General features: G+C 70.4%; 22 protein-coding genes and 1 pseudogene. 16 read left to right on the forward strand and 7 right to left on the reverse strand.

Annotation, left to right across the window (positions count from 1 at the left end; translation table 11 throughout):
* Window positions 1–503 precede the first annotated feature (503 nt).
* The 4 genes and pseudogenes from ACFVX4_RS22645 to ACFVX4_RS22660 form a co-directional block, all read left to right on the forward strand.
* Window positions 504–1,082, forward strand: coding sequence for a recombinase family protein (locus ACFVX4_RS22645; RefSeq protein WP_389980192.1), 579 nt, complete (start codon window positions 504–506; stop codon window positions 1,080–1,082).
* A gap of 140 nt (window positions 1,083–1,222) precedes the next feature.
* Entirely contained in the window at window positions 1,223–2,404 is a 1,182-nt protein-coding gene (locus ACFVX4_RS22650) for a helix-turn-helix domain-containing protein (protein ID WP_389980194.1), read from the forward strand.
* A 78-nt stretch (window positions 2,405–2,482) separates the two neighbouring features.
* Complete coding sequence (locus tag ACFVX4_RS22655) at window positions 2,483–2,683, forward strand: hypothetical protein (protein ID WP_389794522.1); 201 nt, start codon at window positions 2,483–2,485, stop codon at window positions 2,681–2,683.
* Between the two features lie 229 nt (window positions 2,684–2,912).
* Window positions 2,913–3,080 (forward strand): annotated as a pseudogene (locus tag ACFVX4_RS22660) (thiamine-binding protein); the annotation flags it as partial.
* A 57-nt stretch (window positions 3,081–3,137) separates the two neighbouring features.
* On the opposite strand, the gene ACFVX4_RS22665 reads toward ACFVX4_RS22660, so the two are convergent.
* Window positions 3,138–4,136, reverse strand: a complete 999-nt coding sequence (locus ACFVX4_RS22665; protein WP_389980196.1) for a DUF5937 family protein — start codon at window positions 4,134–4,136, stop codon at window positions 3,138–3,140.
* Window positions 4,137–4,213: 77 nt separating this feature from the next.
* On the opposite strand from ACFVX4_RS22665, the gene ACFVX4_RS22670 reads away from it, so the two are divergent.
* The 4 genes from ACFVX4_RS22670 to ACFVX4_RS22685 all read left to right on the forward strand — a co-directional run bounded on the left by ACFVX4_RS22670 (window position 4,214) and on the right by ACFVX4_RS22685 (window position 8,285).
* Entirely contained in the window at window positions 4,214–5,542 is a 1,329-nt protein-coding gene (locus ACFVX4_RS22670; protein WP_389980198.1) for an MFS transporter, read from the forward strand.
* A 10-nt stretch (window positions 5,543–5,552) separates the two neighbouring features.
* Window positions 5,553–6,062: a MarR family winged helix-turn-helix transcriptional regulator gene (locus ACFVX4_RS22675; RefSeq protein WP_385329698.1), complete on the forward strand. Its 510-nt coding sequence runs from the start codon at window positions 5,553–5,555 to the stop codon at window positions 6,060–6,062.
* 89 nt (window positions 6,063–6,151) lie between these two features.
* Entirely contained in the window at window positions 6,152–6,484 is a 333-nt protein-coding gene (locus ACFVX4_RS22680; protein ID WP_389980200.1) for a DUF3817 domain-containing protein, read from the forward strand.
* Between the two features lie 100 nt (window positions 6,485–6,584).
* Window positions 6,585–8,285: a methylmalonyl-CoA mutase gene (locus ACFVX4_RS22685; protein WP_389980202.1), complete on the forward strand. Its 1,701-nt coding sequence runs from the start codon at window positions 6,585–6,587 to the stop codon at window positions 8,283–8,285.
* On the opposite strand, the gene ACFVX4_RS22690 is transcribed toward ACFVX4_RS22685, so the two are convergent.
* A complete protein-coding gene (locus tag ACFVX4_RS22690; RefSeq protein ID WP_389980204.1) occupies window positions 8,261–9,706 on the reverse strand; it encodes a sensor histidine kinase in 1,446 nt (481 codons plus the stop codon). The two genes, ACFVX4_RS22685 and ACFVX4_RS22690, sit on opposite strands and share 25 nt — an antisense overlap.
* On the reverse strand, window positions 9,703–10,383 hold the full coding sequence (locus ACFVX4_RS22695) for a response regulator transcription factor (protein WP_389980206.1): 681 nt from the start codon (window positions 10,381–10,383) through the stop codon (window positions 9,703–9,705). The genes ACFVX4_RS22690 and ACFVX4_RS22695 overlap by 4 nt, the downstream gene beginning before the upstream one ends.
* 64 nt (window positions 10,384–10,447) lie before the next feature.
* Here ACFVX4_RS22695 and ACFVX4_RS22700 point away from each other — a divergent pair, with 64 nt between their 5' ends.
* Together ACFVX4_RS22700 and ACFVX4_RS22705 are read left to right on the forward strand one after the other, a co-directional pair.
* Entirely contained in the window at window positions 10,448–11,575 is a 1,128-nt protein-coding gene (locus ACFVX4_RS22700; protein WP_389980208.1) for a glycosyltransferase, read from the forward strand.
* Between the two features lie 28 nt (window positions 11,576–11,603).
* Window positions 11,604–12,623 carry a GDP-mannose 4,6-dehydratase gene (locus tag ACFVX4_RS22705; RefSeq protein ID WP_389980210.1) on the forward strand — a complete coding sequence of 340 codons (1,020 nt, stop codon included), beginning with the start codon at window positions 11,604–11,606 and terminating at the stop codon, window positions 12,621–12,623.
* Here ACFVX4_RS22705 and ACFVX4_RS22710 read toward each other — a convergent pair.
* Window positions 12,614–13,240, reverse strand: a complete 627-nt coding sequence (locus ACFVX4_RS22710) for a TetR/AcrR family transcriptional regulator (protein ID WP_389980212.1) — start codon at window positions 13,238–13,240, stop codon at window positions 12,614–12,616. The genes ACFVX4_RS22705 and ACFVX4_RS22710 overlap by 10 nt on opposite strands.
* Window positions 13,241–13,557: 317 nt before the next feature.
* Here ACFVX4_RS22710 and ACFVX4_RS22715 point away from each other — a divergent pair, with 317 nt between their 5' ends.
* The 4 genes from ACFVX4_RS22715 (at window position 13,558) to ACFVX4_RS22730 (ending at window position 17,705) form a co-directional block, all read left to right on the forward strand.
* The gene (locus ACFVX4_RS22715) at window positions 13,558–14,535 is read left to right on the forward strand and encodes a tetratricopeptide repeat protein (RefSeq protein ID WP_389980214.1); all 978 of its coding nucleotides are present in this window, start codon (window positions 13,558–13,560) and stop codon (window positions 14,533–14,535) included.
* A gap of 598 nt (window positions 14,536–15,133) precedes the next feature.
* Window positions 15,134–15,787: a DUF6230 family protein gene (locus ACFVX4_RS22720; protein ID WP_389980216.1), complete on the forward strand. Its 654-nt coding sequence runs from the start codon at window positions 15,134–15,136 to the stop codon at window positions 15,785–15,787.
* 93 nt (window positions 15,788–15,880) lie between these two features.
* Window positions 15,881–16,447 carry a DUF6114 domain-containing protein gene (locus ACFVX4_RS22725; protein WP_389980218.1) on the forward strand — a complete coding sequence of 189 codons (567 nt, stop codon included), beginning with the start codon at window positions 15,881–15,883 and terminating at the stop codon, window positions 16,445–16,447.
* Window positions 16,437–17,705 carry a hypothetical protein gene (locus ACFVX4_RS22730; RefSeq protein WP_389980220.1) on the forward strand — a complete coding sequence of 423 codons (1,269 nt, stop codon included), beginning with the start codon at window positions 16,437–16,439 and terminating at the stop codon, window positions 17,703–17,705. Before ACFVX4_RS22725 ends, ACFVX4_RS22730 begins: the two co-directional genes overlap by 11 nt.
* A 115-nt stretch (window positions 17,706–17,820) precedes the next feature.
* On the opposite strand, the gene pyk is transcribed toward ACFVX4_RS22730, so the two are convergent.
* The 3 genes from pyk to pta all read right to left on the reverse strand — a co-directional run bounded on the left by pyk (window position 17,821) and on the right by pta (window position 22,674).
* On the reverse strand, window positions 17,821–19,251 hold the full coding sequence (gene pyk / locus ACFVX4_RS22735) for a pyruvate kinase (RefSeq protein ID WP_389980222.1): 1,431 nt from the start codon (window positions 19,249–19,251) through the stop codon (window positions 17,821–17,823).
* A gap of 74 nt (window positions 19,252–19,325) precedes the next feature.
* Entirely contained in the window at window positions 19,326–20,597 is a 1,272-nt protein-coding gene (locus ACFVX4_RS22740; RefSeq protein ID WP_389980224.1) for an acetate kinase, read from the reverse strand.
* A 4-nt stretch (window positions 20,598–20,601) separates the two neighbouring features.
* Window positions 20,602–22,674, reverse strand: a complete 2,073-nt coding sequence (gene pta / locus ACFVX4_RS22745) for a phosphate acetyltransferase (RefSeq protein ID WP_389980226.1) — start codon at window positions 22,672–22,674, stop codon at window positions 20,602–20,604.
* A gap of 219 nt (window positions 22,675–22,893) precedes the next feature.
* Here pta and ACFVX4_RS22750 point away from each other — a divergent pair, with 219 nt between their 5' ends.
* A complete protein-coding gene (locus ACFVX4_RS22750) occupies window positions 22,894–23,919 on the forward strand; it encodes an ATP-dependent 6-phosphofructokinase (RefSeq protein WP_356086424.1) in 1,026 nt (341 codons plus the stop codon).
* A gap of 215 nt (window positions 23,920–24,134) precedes the next feature.
* Window positions 24,135–25,244 carry a helix-turn-helix domain-containing protein gene (locus tag ACFVX4_RS22755; protein ID WP_389980228.1) on the forward strand — a complete coding sequence of 370 codons (1,110 nt, stop codon included), beginning with the start codon at window positions 24,135–24,137 and terminating at the stop codon, window positions 25,242–25,244.
* The last annotated feature ends 30 nt before the right edge of the window (window positions 25,245–25,274 follow it).

Consider the following 25,274-nt stretch of genomic DNA (forward strand, 5'->3'; position numbering starts at 1 on the left):
GGGTACCCCCGCCCCTCGCCAATCCTGACCGGCAGGGAGGGAAAACTCTCGCATGGCAACTGGAGGCTTTTTTGCGGAGAGGGGCAGTCGCTACGTCGGGTAGTGAATCCTCCCCATCCGTCACCGTGTGTCACCGTGGCGGTCCAAACTGACAAACTGACCCCCTATTTCCATCTCTCTCTAACGCGTGTTAGAAGAAAGTGAAATAGGGGGTCAGTTTGTCAGTTTGTACACGGGTGGGTGAGGGGGAGGTGGGTGACCCCGCCGGTGCGACCCGGGTGATCGTTAGGTGTCTGCTCCTCTCGGCCGGTACGGGTCTGGCGGTTGAGAGGGTGTGTGCGCGGTTGTGGCACAGCGTGACGACCGATGAGGCGTCCATCAAACGATGGTTTATGAGACGGTCCGTCGAACGCTCCCAGGGGTCCGGATCGGCGTTCAAAACCCGTCTCAAAACATGCCGCAAACCTCTGTCGTTCTGAGACGGGTTATGAGACTGTCTCGTCATGGACACGAACACGGGACACCTCATCGGATACGCCAGAGTCTCAGGGGACGACCAGGAAGCACAGTTGCAGCTCGACGCGCTCAAGGAAGCGGGTTGCGCCCGGGTCTTCACCGATAAGGCGAGCGGGAAGAACACGGAGCGCCCGGAGTTGACGGCCGTTCTCGACTACGTCCGCCCCGGGGACACTCTGTGTGTCTGGAAGCTGGACCGGTTCGCGCGGTCGCTGATCGACCTGGTGAACATGGTGGACGCACTTGCCGCGCGGGGCATTGGGTTCAAGGTGCTCACGGGGGCGTTGGCGAGCATCGATCCGAACTCCCCGGACGGGCGCCTCATGCTTCAAGTCGTGGGCGCCATGGCGGAGTTCGAGCGGTCGTTGATTCAGGAGCGGACTCGTGCGGGTCTCGACGCTGCCAAGGCGCAGGGGCGTACGGGTGGCCGTCCGGTCGTGATGGATGCAGACAAGCTTGCCGCCGCCAAGGCGCGCCGTGCGAAGGGTGAGAGCGTCACGGCGGTCGCCAAGGCGGTGGGTGTGTCCCGGGCGACGTTGTACCGGGCGCTTGCCGACACGGAGTGATCCGATTTCAACCCCAGGGGGACCGTTCACCGATGGGGTGGACGGTCCTTCCGCTGTTCGGCCCGGAGGTAACCGTGATCGCGACGGCACCCATCGGCCGAGCCTCTATGGCGGCGTGTGCGGGGGCGTACTCTCGGCTTATGCCTGCCAACTTGGGTGACCAGCTCAGAGACGTTCGCAAACGTCGAGGGATGACCCAACAGGGACTAGCACGCGAGTCTGGCGTGTCTGTATCGCTCATCCGCAAGCTCGAACAGGGCGAGCGACAGGATGCGCGTCTGGAGACCGTGCGTCGGCTCGCTGCGTCGCTCGGAGTGCCCACCATGCGCCTTGTGGCGGAGTCGGCGGAAGACGGAGCGAGCGCAACCACCCTTGACCAGTGGGCAGCCGTCAGAGAGGCGCTTGCGGCCCCGTTGAGAGACACGGTCGAACTGGAAGAACTGCCGACCGTGGAAGGGGTGCGTGACGCGCTCAGTGCCGCCGTGCCCCTGTTCTCCGGAGACCGGTTCACGGAGTTGCGGACGGTGCTGCCCCCACTGCTGCGGGATGCCGACACGGTGGCTCAGCTCACCCCCCAGGGGCGCGCCGTCCGTGTGCGGCTGTTGCAGCTCACCGGTTGGCTTCTCACACAGACCCGGCAGTTCGAAGCTGCCGAGTGGTGTCTGGGGACCGCGCTGAATGGCTCTGCTGACCGTCTACAGGGCGCGTCCACGGTCAGCACGATGTGCTGGCTGCTGCTGCGACAGGGCAAGCTCAACGAGGCGCGGGAATTGGCCACCCAGTGGGCCGACGACACGGAACCTCGGCTCTCACGAGCCACCCCGGATGAACTCAGCGCGTGGGGGTGGCTGTTGCTGCGCCTGTCGGCTGCCGCTGTACGGGACAACCGCACGGAAGAGGCTGAGGACGCGCTGAGACTTGCCCACTCCGCCGCTGTAGCCCTGGGACGGGAATTCGCCCCGAGTGATGACTTCCTGCGGGCGTTCGGCCCCGTCACAGTGACGCTCAAGCGGACCGAGAACGCCATGGTCCTGGACCGTCCGGATGCGGTTCTCAAGCTTGCCGCGAAGATCCCAACGGGAGGATTCCGCCCCACGTCGAACAACCGCAACCGTCACCTTCTCGACGTGGCCAACGCGTATGCCAGGACGCGGCAGTACGGGCAAGCCATCGACACCTTGACCAGCGTCCGCGAGGCTGCCCCTCAGTGGCTGCCGAACCAGCGTTACGCCCGTGACATCCTCGGCCACATCGTGGCTAAGCGGCGGACGCTCACGGAGGAAATGCGCTCCCTCGCTGACACGGTGGGACTGCCCATGTGACACCCCGTGGCACTTCCTGTTGATCTTGAAGAGAACTGCCATTGCCGCTGGTTGAGGTGGTCTCTAGCGTCGCTTGGCATGACAACCGAACCGACGCGTTACCAGACCATGCCGGTCGAACTGCCGTTACGTATGGAGTTGGAGCCGACCCCGGTGGAGGGGTGTCCGGGCTGTACCGAACTCGCGAACGTGCGGGACCGTGCGCGTACCGGGGGAGACATGACCACGGTGTCCGACTGCAACGTCTACATGAGGCGGCATCCGGAGGGGCACGGGTGATCGCGCGGGCGGATATTGGCGCTCCGGTGGAGGACACTGCGGGGCGTGTCGGCATCCTGCGCGACGTGATCCCGGATTACGAGGACCCCGCCGAGTTACCGGCGCTGCGCCGTAAGCGTCCTATGGCGTTCCTGTGGCCTGTGGGCGGGGGTACTGAGTGGCTGGTGTCCCCGGAACACGTGAGGCGTGCCCCTTAGGTCGGGCAATCTCAGGTACTCCAGGTATACCTATCGAGGGCGAGTGGGACGAGGTCATGGACGTCGTCAAGCGGGCCGTCGCCGCCGTCGAGGCCCGCGCCGGACGCGTCTCCCTCGTACTGAAGGCCGACATCCGCCCCGGCGTCACCGACGGACTGACCTCGAAAGTCGAGACGGTCGAGCGGTACCTCGCGGACTGACGCCCCGCCGCGCAGTGCCCCCGTGACGAGCTCCCGGCCCCCGGCCGGGGGCTCGTCTCATTCCCGCCCGCCGCGCTCCGGTACCGCCAGGGCGATCCCGAGCGGAGTCCGCTCGTACAGCACCTGATGTCCGTAGCGCCGAGAAGTCAGCAGTCCCGCCGCACGCAGCACCGACAGGTGCTCCGACACGGAGGACACCGCGAGGCCCAGGCGGTGCGCGAGCGCGCTCGGGCCGGCCGGTTCGTCGAGCGCGCACAGGACGTCGGCCCGGCCGCGCCCCAGCAGCCGGGCGAGCGCCTGCGGGGTGCGGTCGGCGGGCTCCGTCCACAGGCCGCCGATGCCCCGCGCCGGGTAGACGATCGCGGGCTGCCACGGCGGCTCGAAGCCGCTGACCGTGTCCGGCCAGCAGAAGACACTGGGGATCAGGACCAGCCCCTGCCCGCCCAGCACCCGGGTGTGCCTGCCGTGCGTCCCGACGATGGTGAGCGTCGACTCCGACCAGCTCAGCTGCGGGCTCAGCTCACCCAGCAGCCGCTCGAAGCCGACCGCGGCGAGCCGTCGGGAGTGGTAGGCGATGTCCGCCTCCAGCAGGGCGCGCAGCCGGGGCCAGTGCGGCTCGATCAGCACCCGCCAGGCCTGTTCCAGCAGGTCGGCCAGGTCCCGGACGGTCTGGACGGGATCGGCGAGCATCGCCTGCCCGGCGGGGGAGTGCAGCAGCTCCGGCCGGTTCGCCAGCGACAGCGCGATGTCCTGGCGGGCGACCTCCGGATCGACGGACCGCACCCCCGCGATCTCCTCCTCGAAGGTGGTGACCGGACCGGGCGGCGGCGGGCTGAAGAAGTCGGGGTTGTGCCCGTGCCGTGCCATCAGCAGCCACAGCGGCCCGAGTTCGAGGCCGTCGGCCGCGTCGCGGATCAGCCGGAGCCACGGCAGGTGGTACCCGTGCCGCTCGGGCTGGGCCAGGACGCGCACGGCCGCCTGGGTCTCGCCGAGCGGTGACAGCGCGAACCGGCAGCGCAACAGATCGCCCTCGTCGAGGTGCAGATGGAACGGCACGCGCGGACCTCCCCCGTAACTTTCGGCGTGGGCCGAAAGTCTACGGAGGGCCGCCGCCGGGCCCCCAGGCTGCGACCATGCCGTCAGACACCGGAAACCCCGCGGTCCCTCCCGCCCCCGACACGACAGCCCCCGACACGACTGACGCCGGTACATCCGGCGGCTACCGTGCCGTCTTCGCCGTACGGGAGTTCCGGGCGGTCTTCGCCGCGCATCTGCTCTCCCTCCTCGGCGTCGTCGTCAGCGAGTTCGCACTCACCGTCCTGGTGTACGGACTCACCGGCTCGCCCCTGCTCAGCGCCCTCACCTTCGCGCTCGGCCTTCTCCCGTACCTCGTCGGAGGCACCCTCTTCGCCGGGGTCGCCGACCGGTACCCCGCCCGCCGGGTCCTCGTCACCTGCGATCTGATCTGCGCCGGCTGCGTCATCGTGATGGTGCTGCCGGGCACCCCGGTCGGCGGACTGCTCGCGCTGCGCTGCCTGATCGCCGCCGTCTCGCCGGTCTTCACCGGGACGCGGATGGCCGCCCTCACCGACATCCTGGGCGAGGGCGAGCGCTACATCCTCGGCCGCTCGCTGCTGCGGATCGTCTCGCAGAGTGCGCTGCTCGCCGGCTTCGGAGTGGGCGGGGTGCTGCTCGCCGCGCTGTCGCCACGCGGTGCGATCACGATCACCGCGGTGACCTTCCTCTGCTCGGCGGCCCTGCTCCGCTTCGGCACCCGGGACCGCCCCGCCAGGTCCGGTGGGGACGACCGGGGCGCCCTGCTGCGGGAGTCGCTCGCCGGAGCCCGCGGCCTGCTCGGGAACCGCAGGATCCGCGCGCTGATGCTGCTCTTCTGGGTGCCCCCGCTGTTCGTCGTCGCACCGGAGGCGCTGGCGGCTCCGTACGCCGACGAGATCGGGGCCGGCCCCGTCGTGCTCGGGTTGCTGATGTGCGCGATGCCCGTCGGCCAGATCGCCGCCGAGCTGTACGTCGGCGCCGCGCTGAGCCCCCGGCTGCGCGCCCTGGTCGTGCTGCCGGCCGCCACCGCGGGACTGCTGCCCCTGGTGGTGTACGGATTCCGCCCCGGCACGGTCGCGACCGCGCTCGCCCTGGTGCTCGCCGGGGCGGGCGGGGCGTACGTCATCGGCCTCGACCAATGGTTCGTCGAAGCCGTTCCGGAGTCGCTGCGCGGCAGGGCCATGACCCTGCTCACCGCCGGCCTGATGACGCTCCAGGGGATCGGCATGGCCCTCGCCGGGCTCGCGGCCGAATTCCTCCCCGTGCATCAGGTGGTCGCCGGAGCCGGTGCGGTCGGCGCCCTCTGCGTGCTGCTGCTCGTCCTGGAAGTCAGGAGAACCGCGCCCAACGGTCGGATTCGGACCGAAGTTCGAGACGGGGCTGACCAGCATATGACCAGTGGGTAAGGTCGGTGCCGTGCCGAAGCCGCTCAGTCTCCCCTTCGATCCCATCGCCCGCGCCGACGAACTCTGGCAGCAGCGCTGGGGCCCCGTGCCCTCGATGGGGGCGATCACCTCGATCATGCGCGCCCAGCAGATCCTGCTCGCCGAGGTCGACGCGGTCGTCAAGCCGTACGGACTGACCTTCGCGCGGTACGAGGCACTGGTGCTGCTCACCTTCTCCAAGGCCGGTGAGCTGCCGATGTCCAAGATCGGCGAGCGGCTCATGGTCCACCCCACCTCCGTCACCAACACCGTGGACCGGCTGGTGCGCTCCGGCCTGGTCGCCAAGCGCCCCAACCCCAACGACGGCCGCGGCACCCTCGCCTCCATCACGGAGAAGGGCCGCGAGGTCGTCGAGGCGGCGACCAAGGACCTGGTCGGCATGGAGTTCGGGCTCGGCGTGTACGACGCCGAGGAGTGCGCGGAGATCTTCGCCATGCTGCGCCCGCTGCGGATCTCCGCCCAGGACTTCGAAGAGACGTAGAGAAGAGGCGCGGGCGGAGCCGTAGAACGGCTTTTCGAGAGCCCGGCCCGCTGCAAGATCGCCCCGGCCGTCCGGTTACGCTCGATGCCATGAAACGCAGTGTGCTGACCCGGTACCGGGTGATGGCCTACGTCACCGCCGTCATGTTGCTGGTGCTCTGCACCTGCATGGTCTTCAAGTACGGCTTCGAGAAGGGCGAGGGCCTGACGCTCGTCGTCTCCCAGATCCACGGTGTGCTCTACATCATCTACCTGATCTTCGCCTTCGACCTCGGCTCCAAGGCGAAGTGGCCGATGGGCAAGCTGCTCTGGGTACTGGTCTCCGGCACCATCCCGACGGCCGCGTTCTTCGTCGAGCGCAAGGTCGTCCGCGAGGTCGAGCCGTTGATCGTCGACGGTTCCCCCGCGACCGCCAAGGCCTGAACCGGCCGGACCCCGGTCCGCGCCGCCCGAACCGCCCCGTGCGAAGCACCGGGCGGTTTACCATCGACATTTACTAGGACGTCCTAGTAAATTCGATGGTATGGACGCTGACGCGATCGAGGAAGGCCGCCTCCGCTGGCAGGCCCGTTACGACAAGGCCCGCAAGCGTGACGCGGACTTCACCACACTCTCCGGGGATCCCGTGGAGCCCGCGTACGGCCCCCGTCCCGGGGACACGTACGAGGGCTTCGAGCGGATCGGCTGGCCCGGCGAGTACCCCTTCACCCGGGGGCTCTACCCCACCGGCTACCGCGGCCGGACCTGGACCATCCGCCAGTTCGCCGGCTTCGGCAACGCCGAGCAGACCAACGAGCGCTACAAGATGATCCTCGCCGCGGGCGGCGGCGGGCTCAGCGTCGCCTTCGACATGCCGACGCTGATGGGCCGCGACTCCGACGACCCCCGTTCGCTCGGCGAGGTCGGGCACTGCGGTGTGGCCATCGACTCCGCCGCCGACATGGAGGTCCTCTTCAAGGACATCCCGCTCGGCGACGTCACGACGTCCATGACGATCAGCGGACCCGCCGTCCCGGTCTTCTGCATGTACCTGGTCGCGGCCGAGCGCCAGGGCGTCGACCCGGGCGTGCTCAACGGCACGCTCCAGACCGACATCTTCAAGGAGTACATCGCGCAGAAGGAGTGGCTCTTCCAGCCCGAGCCCCATCTGCGCCTCATCGGCGACCTGATGGAGCACTGCGCCCGCGACATCCCCGCCTACAAGCCGCTCTCCGTCTCCGGCTACCACATCCGCGAAGCCGGGGCGACGGCCGCGCAGGAGCTCGCGTACACCCTCGCCGACGGCTTCGGTTACGTGGAGCTCGGCCTCTCCCGCGGCCTCGATGTCGACACCTTCGCGCCCGGTCTCTCCTTCTTCTTCGACGCGCACCTCGACTTCTTCGAGGAGATCGCCAAGTTCCGCGCGGCCCGCCGGATCTGGGCCCGCTGGATGAAGGGGACCTATGGCGCGAAGACCGACAAGGCGCAGTGGCTCCGCTTCCACACCCAGACCGCCGGTGTCTCGCTCACCGCCCAGCAGCCGTACAACAACGTCGTGCGGACGGCCGTCGAGGCGCTCTCCGCGGTCCTCGGCGGCACCAACTCGCTGCACACCAACGCCCTCGACGAGACCCTCGCGCTCCCCTCCGAGCAGGCCGCCGAGATCGCCCTGCGCACCCAGCAGGTGCTGATGGAGGAGACCGGCGTCGCCAACGTGGCCGACCCGCTGGGCGGTTCCTGGTACGTCGAGCAGCTCACCGACCGGATCGAGGCCGACGCCGAGAAGATCTTCGACCAGATCAAGGAGCGCGGAACCCGGGCCCACCCGGACGGGCAGCACCCCATCGGGCCCATTACCTCCGGCATCCTGCGGGGCATCGAGGACGGCTGGTTCACCGGCGAGATCGCCGAGTCGGCCTTCCGTTACCAGCAGTCGCTGGAGAAGGGCGACAAGCGGGTCGTCGGCGTCAACGTCCACCACGGCTCGGTCACCGGCGACCTGGAGATCCTGCGGGTCAGCCACGAGGTCGAGCGCGAGCAGGTCCGGGCGCTCGGCAGCCGCAAGGACGCCCGCGACGACGCCCGGGTGAAGTCGGCGCTGGGCGCGATGCTGGCCGCCGCCCGCGACGGCTCCAACATGATCGCGCCGATGCTCGACGCGGTGCGGGCCGAGGCGACGCTCGGTGAGATCTGCGGGGTCCTGCGCGACGAGTGGGGCACCTACACGGAGCCGCCCGGCTTCTGACGGGCGAGGGGGAGGGCCCCGCCGCCCGGCGGGTCCCCGCCCTCGAACGTCAGCGTGAACAGCGCTCCGCCGCCCGGCGCCGCCCGTGCCGTCAGGTCCGCGCCATGAGCCCGGGCGATCTGCCGGGCCATGGCCAGCCCCAGCCCCGAGCCCGGCAGCGCACGGGCCGCGTCAGCGCGGTAGAAGCGGTCGAAGACGTACGGGAGGTCCGCCGCCGAGATCCCGGGACCGTGGTCGCGGACCGTCACCTCCCCGAACGCGGTCAGACCGATCTCCACCGGGGCGTCCGGCGGGCTGAACTTGGCCGCGTTGTCCAGCAGATTGGTCAGCAGCCGACTCAGGCGGGCGGGCACGCCGGGCCGGGTCACCTCCGCCGCCGGGGGCGCGATCTCCAGCAGGAAGCGGGTCTCCGGCCAGTGTGCACGGGCCGTGGTCACCGCATGCCTGGCCAGGTCCGCGATGTGTACCTCCTCCAGCAGCGGCAGCGGCTCCTCGTCCCTGGCCAGCTCGATCAGGTCGTTCACCAGGCCGGCCACCTCGCGGATCTGCCGGCCCAGCGCCTTCGCCGCCCGGTCGCGTTGCGCGGGCGTCAGCCGGTCGGCCCGGGCCAGCAGCTCCGCGTTGGTGCGCAGCGCGGTCAGCGGGGTCCGCAGCTCGTGCGAGGCGTCCGCGACCAGTCGGCGCTGGGCGGTCACCGACTGCTCCAGCTCCCCGAGCATCGTATTGAAGCTGGCCGCCAGCCGGGTCACTTCGTCCTGGCGACCCGGCGGCCCCGGCGGCAGCTCGATGCGGTGGCGCGGGTCCCGGGTGGCCGCGATCCGCTCGGCGGTCGAGGTCAGCCGGGCCACGGGTGCCAGGCCGGTGCGGGAGACCCCGTAACCGAGTGCCGCCGCCAGCAGGACGCCCGCCCCGCCGACCGCCGCCAGCAGTACGGCAGCCTGCCGGACGCCCTTCTCCACCGGGTCCGAGCGCAGCGCCACCTGGAGCGCCCGCCCGTCACCGAAGCGAGTCGTGAGCATCCGCAGGGGCCGCCCGAAGCGGGTGACGTTGCTGAAGTACGGGGCCCGGTCGCCCGCCGCCACCTCTCGTACCGGAGCGGAGACCGGCAGCGGATACGCCTCGCCCGGGTCCGCCGCCGGGGCGGCCGGGACCACCTGCGCGCAAGCGGGCGCGGAGAGGTACCTGCACTCGCCGGCCAGTACCTGCGGGCCGCCGCCCCGGTTCTCCTGGATCACCCGCGTCGCGGACTGCGTCAGATTCAGGTCCAGCTGGTGCAGCAGCTCGTAGCGGATCACGAAGAAGGCGGCCGTGCACACCCCGACCGCGACCAGTGCCACCGCCGCAGAGGCCGCCAGCGCCAGCCGCGTACGCACCGGGCGCCGACGCCGCCACCGGGCGCCCAGCCGACGCACCCCGCTCATGCCACGTCAAGTCGGTAGCCGAGACCGTGCACTGTGTGGACGAGCCGCGGTTCGCCGCCCACCTCCAGTTTGCGGCGCAGGTAACCCACGTACACCGCCAGCGAGTTGGAGTCCGGCCCGAAGTCCTGCCCCCAGACGCGCTCCAGGATCATCGCGCGGGGGAGCACCTGGCCCGGGTGGCGCAGGAGCAGTTCCAGCAGGGCGGCCTCGGTGCGGCTGAACTCCAGCGGGCGGCCGGCTCGTCGCCCCGTGCGGGCCACCGGATCCAGTGTCAGGTCCGCGAAGGACAGTTCCGCCCCGTCCGCCGCGGGCGGGGCGGCCCGCCGCAGCAGCGCTCTGACCCGGGCCACCAGTTCGTCCAGCGCGAACGGCTTCACCAGATAGTCGTCGGCGCCCGCGTCCAGGCCGTCGACGCGCTCGCTGACGGAGGCCAGGGCGGTGAGGACCAGGACCGGGGTCCTGTCCTCCACCGCGCGCAGCCGACGGCACACCGCGAGCCCGTCCAGGACCGGCATCATCACGTCCAGGACGAGCGCGTCGGGCTGCCAGGACGCCACCGCCGAGAGCGCGGCCAGGCCGTCGCCGACCCCTCGTACCTCGTACCCCTCCACGCTCAGCCCGTCCTCGACGGCGGCCCGAACTTCCGGCTCGTCGTCGGCCACCAGAATCCTGTTCATACCCCGAAGAATGCCAAAGCGGACTCTTAGAACCTTCTTAAGCCGCTTCCCGAGAGTGGCGGCCATGCGCACACCACTCTCCGTCGTGATCGGTGCGGGCGGCACCGGCGGCCACATCTACCCCGGGCTCGCGCTCGCCGAGGCCCTGCGCCGCGCCGACCCGGACGCGGTCATCTCCTTCGTCGGGACCGAGCGGGGCCTGGAGACGACCCTGATCCCGGCGGCCGGATACCGGCTGCACACCGTCGACATGATCCCCTTCGACCCCGCGCTGGGAGCCAAGCGCTTCCTGCTCCCGGCCGCCCTCCTGCGCTCCGGCGCCCAGTGCCGGTCCATCCTGCGCACCCAGCGGGCCCAGGTCGTCGTCGGCATGGGCGGCTACCCGAGCGCCCCCGCCGTCCTCGGGGCCCGGATGGCCGGGCTGCCCAGCGTCATCCACGAGTCCAACGCCGTCCCCGGCCGCGCCAACCAGTTCGCTGCCCGGCTCACCGAACACCTCACGGTCGCCTTCGACGGCAGCCGCCCGCACCTGGTGGGCGGAGAGCGGGCCCGGACCGTCGGTATGCCGATCGCCGCCTCGCTGGCCGCCCTGGACCGTTCCGCGCTCCGCGACGAGGCCCGGGGCGCCTTCGGAATACCCGCCGGAGCCCGCGTCGTCCTCTTCAACGGCGGCAGCCTCGGCGCGGCCCGGCTCACCGCGGCCGCGGTCGGCCTCGCCGCCCGCTGGCGCGACCGCCGGGACGTCCACCTCCTGATCAAGACGGGTCCGGCGGCGCTCGCGGAGACCCGACAGCGGCTCGCCGACGCGGGCGCGGGCCCGGTTGCGCAGGCCGTCCCCTACCTGGACCGGATGGACCTCGCCTACGCCGTGGCCGATCTGGTGGTCTGCCGGGCCGGGTCCGCCACGATCGCCGAACTCGCGACCACCGGGGTGCCCGCCGTCCTCGTGCCGTACCCGCACGCCCCCGGCGACCACCAGACCCACAACGCCCGGGTGCTGTCCGAGGCGGGTGCCGCACACCTCGTGCCGGACGCCGAAACCACCGCCGACCGGCTCGCCGCTGTCGTCGAGCCGTTGCTCACCGACCCCGGCAGGCTCGCCGCGATGGGCCGCGCCGCCGACCCCGGCAACCATGCGCGGGCCGCCGACCTGCTCGCTGCCACCGTCATCCGCCTCGCCACCGCCCCGTAACCCTGCCCACCGCAAAGGAATTCACCGCATGAGCACCGACCGCAACGGCCGCAGCATCGACTGGAAGGGCCGCACGGTCCTCGTCACCGGCGCCGAGGGCTTCATCGGCTCCACCCTCGTGGACCTGCTCGTCGAACGCGGCGCGCGCGTCCGCGCGTTCGTCCACTACAAGCCGTACGCCGAGAAGGGGCACCTCGCCCGCTACCTCGACGACCCGCACAGCCCCGTCGAGATGATCGCCGGGGACATCGGTGACGCGGGCCGTGTGATGGACGCGGTCGCGGGCTGCGACACGGTCTTCCACCTCGCCGCGCTCATCGGCATCCCGTACAGCTACGACGCGCCGGCCGCGTACGTCCGCACGAATGTCGTCGGCACCGAGAACATCGCCGAGGCGTGCCGCCGCCACTCGGTGCGCCGCCTGCTGCACACCTCCACCAGCGAGGTGTACGGGAGCGCGCTGACCGCCCCGATCAGCGAGAGTCACCCGCTCCAGCCGCAGTCGCCATACTCCGCCTCGAAGATCGGCGCCGACATGATGGCGCTCTCGCACTGGCACGCCTTCGAGCTTCCGGTGACCGTCGTCCGCCCGTTCAACACCTACGGCCCGCGCCAGTCCGCCCGAGCGGTGATTCCCACGATCCTGGCCCAACTGCACGCGGGCGCACGGGAGATCCGCCTCGGCTCGCTGACCCCCACCCGGGACTTCACGTACGTCACCGACACCGCGGCCGGATTTCTGGCACTGGCCGGCTGTGACCGGGCCCTGGGCGAGAGCGTCAACCTCGGCACCGGCCGGGAGATTTCGGTCGGGGACCTGGCGAAAGCCCTGATCACCGCGTCCGGTCGGGACGCGGAGGTGGTGGTGGACCCGGCGCGGCTGCGGCCCTCCGGCAGCGAGGTCCAGCGGCTGCTGTCCGACAACACCCGGGCCCGCGAGTGGGCGGGCTGGCGGCCCGAAGTCCCTCTGGAGGAGGGCCTGGAGCGGACCTCCGCCTGGGTGGAGAAGCACCTCCACCTCTTCGCGCCGGGGCGCTATCAGGTCTGAGCCCCGGCCAGCCCGAGCAGCAGCAGAGAGGTGAAGCTGCGCGCCCACTCGGCGTCCACCGGCTCGGCGCTCACCAACGTCCGGTGCACCACGGCACCAGCGATCACATCGAAGATCAGGTCCGCGTTGTGGGCCGCCGTCTCGGCATCGTCCTCGTACGACAGCTCGCCGCGGGCCTGGGCGCGTTCCCGGCCGAGGACGACCAGGCGCTTCTGCCGGTCCACGATGGCCGACCGGATCCGCAGCCGAAGCGAATCGTCCCGGGTGGACTCCGCGACCACCGCCATCAGCGCCGTCTGGGTCTCCGGCCGCTCCAGCAGCGTGGCGAACTGCAGTACCACCGCCTGCACATCGGCCGACAGGCTGCCCAGATCCGGCAGTTCCAGCTCGTCGAAGAGGACCGCGACGGCGTCCACGACCAGCTCGTTCTTGCCCGCCCACCGCCGGTACAGGGTCGTCTTGGCGACCCCGGCCCGCGTCGCCACAGCGCCCATCGTCAGTTTCGACCAGCCGAGGTCGACCAGGGAGGCCCTGGTCGCCTCCAGGATCGCTTCATCGGCCGCGGCACTGCGCGGGCGTCCCGTTCGAGGGGGTTTGGGGTGGCTGTGGCTCAGCATGCCGTGACCATACCGGTCAGTAAGTAGAACGGACCGGTCCCGATCGCCGTGAGAGAGATCACCGGTCGCACCTGTGCGCGAAGGGCGCCTGGCAGTTACGCTACGCGTCGTAGCGTAAGGACGACGGTCATGCCGTCGTGACGCCGCAACCGATTGACAGCCACAGGCGCCGGGTGGGGACCCGGGGTCGAACCGGGTCTTTCAGGGGCCCTCGGGCCGTGTCTGTCCGTGCACCCCGCACACCGGCGGGAGCGGCGGACGGGCGCGGTACCCGTATCGCTTTCCGGATCGGCGCACCAAGGGGGGAGGATGTACGTATGCAGCCTAGGAACATGTCCATGAGCGGCGTCGTCGACCTCGCCGCGGTGAAGGCGGCCGGCGAGGCCAAGGTGAAGGCGGAGCAGGCCCGTGCCGAGGCCTCCCGGCAGGGTGGCGGCGGTGCCGTACCGCCCTCCGCCCTGGTGATCGATGTCGATGAGGCGGGCTTCGAGAACGATGTCCTCCAGCGTTCCGCGGAGGTCCCGGTCGTCATCGACTTCTGGGCCGAGTGGTGCGAGCCGTGCAAGCAGTTGGGCCCGCTCCTGGAGCGCCTGGCCCTTGAGTACAACGGCCGCTTCGTGCTGGCCAAGGTCGATGTCGACGCCAACCAGATGCTGATGCAGCAGTTCGGCATCCAGGGCATTCCGGCGGTCTTCGCCGTCGTCGCCGGACAGGCCCTCCCGCTCTTCCAGGGCGCGGCCCCCGAGGCCCAGATCCGCCAGACACTGGACCAGTTGATCCAGGTCGGCGAGGAGCGGTTCGGGCTCACCGGGATCGCGGTCGACCAGGACGCCGCCGCCGGGGAGGGGGACGCGGCTCCGGCCGAGGCGCCCGCGGGGCCGTACGACGCCCTGCTCGAAGCGGCCGTACAGGCCCTGGACGCCAGCGACTTCGACGGTGCCGTCCAGGCGTACAAGAACGTCCTGTCCGACGACCCGGCCAACACGGAGGCCAAGCTCGGTCTCGCCCAGGCCGAACTGCTCGCCCGGGTCAATGAAATGGACCCGCAGCAGGTCCGCAAGGACGCCGCGGAGAACCCGGCCGATGTCACGGCGCAGCTCGCCGCCGCCGATCTGGATCTGGTCGGCGGTCATGTCGAGGACGCCTTCGGCCGGCTCGTCGAGACGGTGCGGCGCACCTTCGGTGACGACCGGGACGCCGCGCGGGTGCGGCTGCTGGAGCTGTTCGAGGTGATCGGCCCCGACGACCCGCGGGTCGGCGCCGCGCGTGCGGCGCTGGCGCGGGTCTTGTTCTGATGTGACAAGTGGCCGCGGTGCCCTCCCGGGGACCGCGGCCGTTTTCGCGATCCGGCGATAAGAGACGCCCCTGCTTTACCAAATCTTGATAAAGGCAGGGCCTGTTACTCGCAGTAAATCGCGCACCGGGATCTGTCCGTATTGGTTACTCGATCCTCCCTTTCGTCCTTCGACTCGGCGCCACCCTGTGTGGCCGGGCGGTACCAGCCGGTCGCGCATCGGTTATCGGGCCGTTACTAGCGAGTAACGAACCCCCTTGTGTCACGCGCGGGAATGCACCACGATCGGCCACGCTCGGTCCAATAACGCCAGCCCGGCTGCCAGTCGGTGCGGCGGCCCTGTTGGGTCCCCACCGAGTGGGCCGGCGGCAGTGGCGTCGGCTCCGGGCAGGGGGGTTCCTGTCGTCCGGCAGGGCCTGTCCGAACAGGTTGCGCGCATGCGTGGCCAGTGGTTGTCGCTCGGGGGTGATCGCCGGTGATTCGGACGCGGTTCATGCCTCCGTCGCAGGCGCTCTCCTTGCCGAGGACGTAGCACTTCTCCCATCCCAGGACGGGCCCAGGCCCGGACCGGAGATGTACGTCCGAGAAGGAGGAAAATTATGAGTTCCCAGGTTCGTGGCGGCACCAGATGGAAGCGTTTCGCTCTGGTCATGGTGCCGAGCGTCGTCGCGACCGCGGCGGTGGGCGTCGGTCTCGCGCAGGGCGCCCTCGCGGCGTCGTTCAGCGTGTCCGGCCAGAGCTTCAAGGTGCGTGCGGACAAGCTCGTCGGCCACAACTTCGTGCAGTACGGCAGTGTGGCCACCGGTACGAACCCCGAGGGCAAGAACGGGGCGCACGCGGTAGCCGTGTCGGGCTTCAGTGACGCCACGATCACCAACATGTGCCAGTCGGTGGTCACGCCGAACCTTCCGTTCGGCCTCGGCACCGTCACGCTGGTGCTGAACGCGGGTACGAACCCGAAGAAGCCGGTCAAGGCGACCAATCTGTACCTGGACGTCTCCGAGCTCGACGCGGACGCCCAGTTCAAGAACATCGACATCGGTGTTGCCGCGGGTTCCCTCAAGGACCCGAACAACCCTGATTCGATCGGCATCCAGCCCCGCACCCAGGCGAACCCGGACGGCTTCTCGCAGCGCGCCGAGGAAGCCAAGCTGACCAATGTGAAGCAGACGGCGTGGGCCACCACCGCCGGCACCTTCAAGCTCAGCAACCTGAGCCTGCGGTTGAAGTCGGGCACCCAGGAGTGCTACTAGCACTCGCCCGGGCGGCCGGAGCGCCCCTCGGCGTCTCCGGCCGCCCACCTTGTCCCTTCTCACAGCAGTACCGGTTCCAGGGAGCTGTTTTCCATGAGCCCCGAGTCCACAGGGCAGAACGAGCACTACCTCCGCGTCTTCTGGCGGGGATTCCGCACCTGGCGGGGTAACCGGCCGTTCTGGGCGGGCCTGTTCACCATGGTGGGTGGTCTACCCATCGCGTATTTTCCGTACGCCAACATGCACCTCGGCAACGTCATACTGGCGATGTCCACGACCGGCGGTGCGGGATCGCTGATCATCGGGATCCTGCTGATCACGCTGGGCCTGACGATGTGGTTCCACCACATCGTCAGAGTGTTCGCCGGAGTCGCCGCGATTCTGCTGGCGCTGATCTCCATACCGGTCGCCAACATCGGCGGATTCCTGATCGGTTTCCTGTTCTCCCTGCTCGGTGGTGCGCTCTCCATCTCCTGGGCCCCGGGCGAGCCGAAGCCCGACCCCGTACCGGCCGGTGCGGCGGGGGAGAAGTCCGAGGGGACCGGCCCCGGGATGCAGGAGTCCGGACCCGGGTTCCACAGCACGGCAGCGGTGCCACAGCAGCCGGAGCAGTACGACACGACAGTCGAGGTCGACGGCGGGAGGCATCGTGCGGGGTGACGAGAGGCAGCTGGACCCGGCCTGGGAGGACCCCGGGACGAGAGGCGGACCGCGCCACGCGGCCCCCAGGAAGTCGTTGCTGACGAAGCTGCACATTCCGGCGGGCAAGGCGTTCGCGCTCGCCGCGATGCCGACGGCCGTCCTCGTGGGCATGGGGCTCACCCCCAAGCTTGCGCTGGCCGACGACAGTTCGGACATCCCCTTCGCGCCCGGCCCCTGTGTGACCCGCTCCGACGAGCCGAGCGAGGAGCCCTCGCCGTCCGCGTCGAAGTCGCCGTCCCCGACCCCGTCCGCCACCGCCACCGGCTCCGGTGACCAGGGCGACACGGCGACCCCGAAGCCCTCGACGACCCCGTCCGCGAGCGACAAGGCCGAGCCGAGGACGAAGGCCGCCGGGGCCGACGCCCCAGCCGCCGCGCCGAGCGCCTCGCCCACACCCACGACGACGAGGAACCCGCTCGATCCGCTGGGCGTCGGCGACGCGCTCAGGGACCTCTTCGACGGACCGGACAAGGAGACGGTGAGCCCGTCCCCGAGCGCGAGCACCGCGTCCCCGAAGCCGTCGCGGACCGACACCGCGAAGAAGCCCGACGAGAAGCCCGTCGAGAAGTCCGCGGACGCGGCGAAGGAGACGGCCGACAAGACGGCCGCCGCCATCCGTGAAGCCGCGGGCCGGGCGGGCAAGACGGTCAAGGAACTCGACGACAGCGCCAAGGGGCTCGACGTCAAGAAGGACGAGGACATCCCGGACGGCGCCAAGGAGCGCTTCCCGTGTCCGACCCCCGACCCCGAGGCGCTGGCCGCGGCCGATCTGGAGACCGGCGTCCCGCTGCTCCCGACCGACCCGTGGATCCTGGAGAGCTCGATGCTCACCCTCAACGGGCTCGACTACAAGGGCATCGTCGAGGTGAAGACGTACAACGGCACCGTCAAGAAGGTGCTGAAGTTCACCGCGAGCTCCATCGACATCGACAACCTCCACCAGAAGACGGTCGGTCCGGCCGGTACGACGGCCCATGTCGAGGCGCGGAAGGGCTCCAAGTCCACCATCCGGAACGGCACGGTGACGATGTACACGGAGGAGCTGAAGGGCAATCTCTTCGGTCTCATCCCGGTCACGTTCAGCCCGCAGACACCGCCCCCGCTGAACGTACCCTTCGCCTTCTTCACCAAGGTCAAGGTGACCCAGGCCGGCCAGTTCGGCGGCACGCTCACGGTCCCCGGGCTGCACAACTACTTCACCGGCGGCAACAGCTAGGCCTCTCGTCCGGATCAGGCCGGATCCCAGAGCCCGTCCGGGAGCCGCACAGCACCGTGGGCCGCACTCCTTGGGGGAGTGCGGCCCACGGTCGTGTCCACGGGTGCCAAAGGCGTCAGTCGCGCGCGCCGCCGCCGACGTGGTGCACCCGGACCATGTTGGTCGTGCCCGGGATGCCGGGGGGCGAGCCGGCCGTGATGACCATGGTGTCGCCCTCGTTGTACCGGCCCAGCTTCAGCAGCTCGCCGTCGACCAGGTCGACCATCGCGTCCGTGGTGTCCACGTGAGGCACGACGTGGGCCTCGACGCCCCAGCTCAGCGCGAGCTGGTTGCGGGTGGACTCGTCCGTGGTGAAGGCCAGGATCGGCTGCGCCGCGCGGTAGCGGGAGAGCCGGCGGGCCGTGTCACCGGACTTGGTGAAGGCGACCAGCGCCTTGCCGTTCAGGAAGTCCGCGATCTCGCAGGCCGCACGGGCCACCGAACCGCCCTGGGTGCGGGGCTTCTTGCCCGGCACCAGCGGCTGGAGTCCCTTGGAGAGCAGCTCCTCCTCGGCGGCGACGACGATCTTCGACATCGTCTTGACCGTCTCGATCGGGTACGCGCCCACGCTGGACTCGGCCGACAGCATGACCGCGTCCGCGCCGTCCAGGATCGCGTTGGCGACGTCGGACGCCTCGGCGCGGGTCGGCCGCGAGTTGGTGATCATCGACTCCATCATCTGGGTCGCGACGATCACCGGCTTGGCGTTCCGCCGGCAGAGCTCCACCAGGCGCTTCTGCACCATCGGGACCTTCTCCAGGGGATACTCGACGGCCAGGTCGCCACGGGCGACCATCACACCGTCGAACGCCATGACGACGCCCTCCATGTGCTCGACGGCCTGCGGCTTCTCGACCTTGGCGATGACGGGGACCCGGCGGCCCTCCTCGTCCATCACCTTGTGGACGTCCTTGACGTCATCGGCGTCCCGCACGAAGGAGAGCGCCACCAGGTCGCAGCCCATCCGCAGGGCGAACCGCAGGTCGTCGACGTCCTTCTCGGACAGGGCCGGGACGTTGACCGCCGCGCCGGGGAGGTTGATGCCCTTGTGGTCGGAGATGACACCGCCCTCGATGACGATGGTCTTCACCCGGGGGCCCTCGACCGCGACGACCTTCAGCTCGACGTTGCCGTCGTTGATCAGGATCGGGTCGCCCTTGGCGACGTCGCCGGGCAGACCCTTGTAGGTCGTGCCGCAGATCGACTTGTCGCCGGGGACGTCCTCCGCGGTGATGGTGAACTCGTCCCCGCGGACCAGCTCGACGGGGCCCTCGGCGAACTTCGCCAGGCGGATCTTGGGGCCCTGGAGGTCGGCGAGCACGCCGATCGCGCGGCCGGTCTCGGCGGCGGCCTTGCGGACCCGGTCGTAACGACCCTGGTGCTCCTCGTGGCTGCCGTGACTGAAGTTGAATCGGGCCACGCTCATGCCGGCCTCGATCAGAGCGACGAGCTGCTCATGGGAGTCGACGGCGGGACCGAGTGTGCAGACGATTTTGGAACGGCGCATGAGGCGGATCCTATCGGTTTGTTTCGCTACGGAATATTCCGTCTGGTGGAAGGTACAAAGGGGCGCGGGGGCGCTCAGTTGTGGGCTTGTCCGACGAGGCCGCGGGTCTGTCCGACGAGCGCGAAGGTCTGGACGGCGATCTCCAGTTCCTCGTCCGTCGGCACCACGGCGACCGCGACCCGCGCGTAGTCCGGCGAGATCAGCCGGGGCTCGTCGGACCGCACGCCGTTCAGGTCCGCGTCCACCGCCAGGCCGAGCTCTTCGAGACCGGCGACGGCAGCCTCCCGCACCGGTGCCGAGTTCTCCCCGACCCCCGCCGTGAACACCACGGCATCCACCCGGCCGAGGACCGCCGAATAGGCGCCGATGTACTTCTTCAGCCGGTGCACATAGATGTCGAACGCCAGCGCCGCGCGCTCGTCGCCCTCGTCGATCCGGCGCCGGATCTCCCGCATGTCGTTGTCGCCGCAGAGGCCGACCAGGCCGCTCTTCTTGTTGAGCAGCGCGTCGATCTCGTCCGCCGACATCCCCGCGACGCGCATGAGGTGGAAGGTGACGGCCGGATCGATGTCCCCGGAGCGGGTGCCCATCACCAGCCCCTCCAAGGGGGTCAGCCCCATCGAGGTCTCCACGCACCGGCCACCGGCCACTGCCGAGGCCGAGGCGCCGTTGCCCAGGTGCAGCACGATGACGTTGACCTCCTCGGGGGTGCGCCCGAGCAGCTCGGCGGTCTTGCGGGAGACGTACGCGTGCGAGGTGCCGTGGAATCCGTAGCGCCGGATGCGGTGCGCGTCGGCGGTCTCCGTGTCGATCGCGTACCGCGCCGCGTACTCCGGCATCGTCGTGTGGAAGGCCGTGTCGAAGACCGCCACCTGCGGAAGGTCCGGTCGCAGGGCCCGAGCGGTGCGGATGCCGGTGATGTTCGCCGGATTGTGCAGCGGGGCCACCGGGACCAGGCGCTCGATCTCCTTCAGCACCTCGTCGTCGATCACCACGGGCTCGGTGAACCGCAGCCCGCCGTGCACCACCCGGTGGCCGATCGCCGCGAGCTGCGGGGAGTCCAGTCCGAGCCCGTCGGCCGCCAGTTCCTCCGCCGCCGCCTTCAGCGCCGCCTCGTGGTCGGCGATCGGGCCGGTGCGCTCGCGCCGCTCGGTGCCTCCGCCGACCAGCGGGGTGTGCACCAGACGGGAGGTCTCCTCCCCGATCCGCTCGACCAGCCCCACCGCGAGCCGGGTGCGGTCGCTCATGTCCAGCAGCTGGTACTTCAGCGACGAGGAGCCGGAGTTCAGGACCAGCACGCGATACGCGCCCGTCGTGGCGGAGCCCTCGGTGGTCGGGATGGTCATCCGTTCACTCCTTGCCCTGCGCCTGGATCGCCGTGATGGCCACGGTATTGACGATGTCCTGGACGAGCGCGCCGCGGGACAGGTCGTTGACGGGCTTCCGCAGCCCCTGGAGCACCGGTCCGACGGCCACCGCGCCCGCCGAGCGCTGCACGGCCTTGTAGGTGTTGTTGCCGGTGTTCAGGTCCGGGAAGATCAGCACCGTCGCCTGGCCCGCCACCTCGGAGCCCGGCAGCTTCGTCGCGGCGACGCTCGGCTCCACCGCGGCGTCGTACTGGATCGGACCCTCGATCCTGAGGTCCGGCCTGCTCGCGCGGACCCGGTCCGTCGCCTCGCGCACCTTGTCCACATCGGCGCCCGAGCCGGAGGTGCCCGTCGAGTACGACAGCATCGCGATCCGCGGCTCCACGCCGAAGCGGGCGGCGGTGGCGGCCGACTGGACCGCGATGTCGGCGAGCTGCTCCGCGTCCGGGTCCGGATTGACCGCGCAGTCGCCGTACACCAGCACCTTGTCGGCGAGGCACATGAAGAAGACGGAGGAGACGATCGAGGCGTCCGGCTTCGTCTTGATGATCTCGAACGCGGGCCGGATCGTCGCCGCGGTGGAGTGCACGGCTCCGGAGACCATGCCGTCCGCGAGCCCCTCCTGGACCATCAGGGTGCCGAAGTAGTTGACGTCCGCGACGACGTCGTACGCCAGCTCCACCGTGACCCCGCGGTGGGCCCGCACCTGCGCGTACCGCTCGGCGAAGGTCTGGCGCAGCTCCGAGGTCTGCGGGTCGATGAGCTGGGTGCCGGCGAGATCGATGCCGAGGTCGGCGGCCTTCTTGCGGATGACGTCGGGGTCGCCGAGCAGGGTGAGGTCGCAGACGTCGCGGCGCAGCAGTACGTCCGCGGCGCGCAGCACCCGCTCCTCGGTGCCCTCCGGCAGGACGACCCGGCGCCGGTCGGCGCGGGCCTGCTCCAGCAGCTCGTGCTCGAACATCATCGGGGTGACGCGGCCGCTGCGGGCCACCGAGATCCGCTCCAGCAGGGCGCCGGTGTCCACGTGGCGCTCGAAGAGGCCCAGCGCGGTCTCCGCCTTGCGGGGTGTCGCGGCGTTCAACTTGCCTTCCAGGGCGAAGAGCCGGGCCGCGGTGGGGAAGGATCCGCCGGCCACCGACACGACCGGGGTGCCCGGTGCGAGTCGCGCGGCCAGCCTGAGTATCTCCTCGCCGGGGCGCTCGTCCAGGGTCAGCAGCACCCCCGCGATGGGCGGGGTCCCGGCGCTGTGCGCGGCCAGCGAGCCGACCACCAGGTCCGCCCGGTCCCCGGGCGTGACCACCAGGCAGCCCGGCGTCAGCGCGTTCAGCATGTTCGGCAGCATCGCGCCGCCGAAGACGAAGTCCAGGGCGTCCCTCGCCAGCCCGGAGTCGTCGCCGAGCAGCACCGTGCCGCCGAGCGCCGCGGTGATCTGGGCGACGGTCGGCGCGGAGAGCGCCGCGTCGTCGGGCAGGACGGAACAGGGAACGGGCAGCGTGGCCGCCAGCCGCTCCGCGATGACGTCACGGTCCTCGGCCGCCACCCGGTTCACGATCACCGCGACGACGTCGCAGCCCAGCCCGGCGTACGCACGGTAGGCGTTGCGGGTCTCGGCCCGTACCGACTCCGCGGTCTGGCCCTTCCCGCCGACCACCGTGATCACCGAGGCGCCGAACTCATTGGCCAGGCGTGCGTTGAGCGCCAGCTCGTCGGGCAGCTGGGTGGCGGCGAAGTCGGTGCCGAGCACCAGCACCACCTCGTACTTCTGGGCCACCTGGTGGAACCGGTCGACGAGCAGGGAGACCAGCTCGTCCGTGCCCTGTTCCGCCTGGAGCGTGGACGCCTCGTGGTAGTCCAGCCCGTAGGCCGAATCGGGGTCCTGGGGGAGCCGGTAGCGGGACCGCAGCAGTTCGAACAGCCGATCGGGTCCGTCATGGACGAGCGGGCGGAACACCCCGACCCGGTCCACCTGACGCGTCAGGAGTTCCATGACTCCCAGATCGACGACCTGCCGGCCGTCTCCCCGGTCGATCCCGGTCACGTACACGCTGCGCGTCACGCGTGTTCTCCCGTCCAATCGCGGTTTGGGATGGTATCGCCATGTCGACGATACCTGTGGGGGTCGAGACGTCGCCCGCCGGGCGAAGCCCCCGCACCGGGGCGGCCGGCAGCGCGAGGTCCAGACCTGACGTGGGACAATCGACGTGGCTCACGGTACGGGGGATTCTGTGGACGTCCCCCGGAATGCACGGCACTAGCGAGCAGGAGACACAGCACGATGCGCATCGGAATTCTCACCGCAGGCGGCGACTGCCCAGGCCTGAACGCAGTGATCCGGTCGGTCGTGCACCGCGCCGTGGTGGGGCACGGAGACGAAGTCATCGGCTTCGAGGACGGGTTCAAGGGACTCCTCGACGGCCACTTCCGGCCCCTCGACCTCAACGCGGTCAGCGGCATCCTCGCCCGGGGCGGCACCATCCTCGGCTCGGCCCGGCTGGAGCGCGACCGGCTGCGCGAGGCCGCGGAGAACTGCGCCGAGCTGAGCCGTCGTTACGGCATGGACGCCCTCATCCCGATCGGCGGCGAGGGCACCCTCACCGCCGCCCGGATGCTGTCGGACGCCGGAATGCCCGTCGTCGGCGTCCCCAAGACCATCGACAACGACATCTCCGCCACCGACCGGACCTTCGGCTTCGACACCGCGGTGGGTGTCGCCACCGATGCCATAGACCGCCTCAAGACCACCGCCGAATCGCACCAGCGGGTCATGGTCGTCGAGGTGATGGGCCGGCACGCGGGCTGGATCGCGCTGGAGTCCGGAATGGCGGGCGGCGCGCACGGCATCTGCCTCCCCGAGCGCCGCTTCCAGGTCAAGGACCTGGTGAAGATGGTCGAGGAGCGCTTCGCGCGCGGCAAGAAGTTCGCGGTCATCTGCGTGGCCGAGGGCGCGCACCCGGCCGAGGGCTCCATGCCGTACGCCAAGGGCGAGATCGACCAGTTCGGCCACGAGCGCTTCCAGGGCATCGGCAACCGGTTGGCCATCGAGCTGGAGACCCGGCTCGGCAAGGAGGCCCGGCCGGTCATTCTCGGCCATGTGCAGCGGGGCGGCACGCCGACCGCGTACGACCGGGTGCTCGCCACCCGATTCGGCTGGCACGCGGTCGAGGCGGCGCACCGCGGCGACTTCGGCCGGATGACGGCGCTGCGCGGCACGGACATCGAGATGGTTCCGCTCGCCGACGCGATCACACAGCTCAAGACGGTGCCCAAGGACCGGATGGACGAGGCCGAGTCGGTCTTCTGATCCCGGCCGCGCGGCAGCGCACAGCGGGAACGGCCCGGCGGCCCTGACTGTCCCCCCGTGGACGGTCAGGGCCGCCGGGCCGTTCCCCCGGCGCCCGGGGCCGTTCCGGATGGTCGGATCCGGACGGCCGCGGTGCCGGAAACCACTCTTGAGCCGGCGGACCGGATCAACAAGGCTTGTCCCCTGTCCCGGACATGTCCCAACCCTGTCCGGGCGTGGAATCCAGGGGAGAGGCACAGCGCATGGTGGTCGAGGGCAGGGCTCCGGATCCTCGTGAGGCGCGCAGCGCGCCCGAGTTCATAGCCCTGTTACGGGTGCTCAAGGACGCCTCGGGGCTGACGTTGCGGGAACTGGCCCAGCGGGCCGACGTGGTCGGGGACGTACTGCCGCGCTCCACGATCGCCAACATGCTGGGGCGTACGTCGGTCCCGCGCGAGGAACTCCTCGCCGCCTTCGTACGGGCCTGCGGCTGCGGGCCCGCGGAGGCGGCGAACTGGCTCGCCGTACGCAAGCAACTCACCGCGCGCGGGCAGCGGGCCGGGGGAGGGGGCGCGGGAGAGGGCGAGACCGGAGCCCAGGATTCCGGGACGGCACGGGACGCACCGGCCGGGCGCTCCCCGGAGCAGTCGCCCGAGCGGTCGGCCGAGCAGACCCCGGAGCAGCCGTCCGAGCAGCCGTCCGAGCAGCCGTCCGAGCCGCCCACCGTTCCGGTCCCCGCGACGTCCCCCGCCCGTCGTCGCCGTTCCAGGACCGTCCTGGCGGCCGTCGTCTCGCTGGTCGTGCTCGCCGCCGCCGCGGTGGCCGTCGTCCTTCTCGTACAGGACGACGACCGGCCGGAATCCCGCCGCACGACCGGGCCCGTGGCGGGGCGGACGGTGCAGATACGGTCCGTGCACTCCGGGTTCTGCCTCTCCGAGGAGCGGGGCAGCAGGAGCGGGCGGCTGTACCAGGTGTCGTGCGAGCAGGAGACGATCCCGAGTTTCTCCCTCGAACCGCTGGACGGCGGCGCCTGGCGGATCGTGACCGATCACCCGGACTACGACCTGGGCTGCACCGGCGTCTGGGACGGGATACGGGATGCCGGAGCCTCCTTGCAGGACCAGGGGTGCGGCGATCGTGGCGACGCGGAGGCGTTCTCGGTCGAGCCCGTGGGCCGTCCCGTCGAGGGGTACCGGATCCGTCCCCTCCACACTCGCCTGTGCGTCGGTGCCGAGGGGAACAGCAAGGAGCGCGGCGCCAAGATGGTGCAGACGGGCTGCGACGGAGCGGACCGGGGGAACCTGTTCTCCTTCGACCCGGTGGCTCCGGACGCGGCCGGCGGCTGAGAGCCTGTCGGGTGACCTCGGACCGGGCGA

The sequence above is a fragment of the Streptomyces sp. NPDC058240 genome (genome assembly GCF_042882135.1).
Taxonomy (GTDB): Bacteria; Actinomycetota; Actinomycetes; order Streptomycetales; family Streptomycetaceae; genus Streptomyces.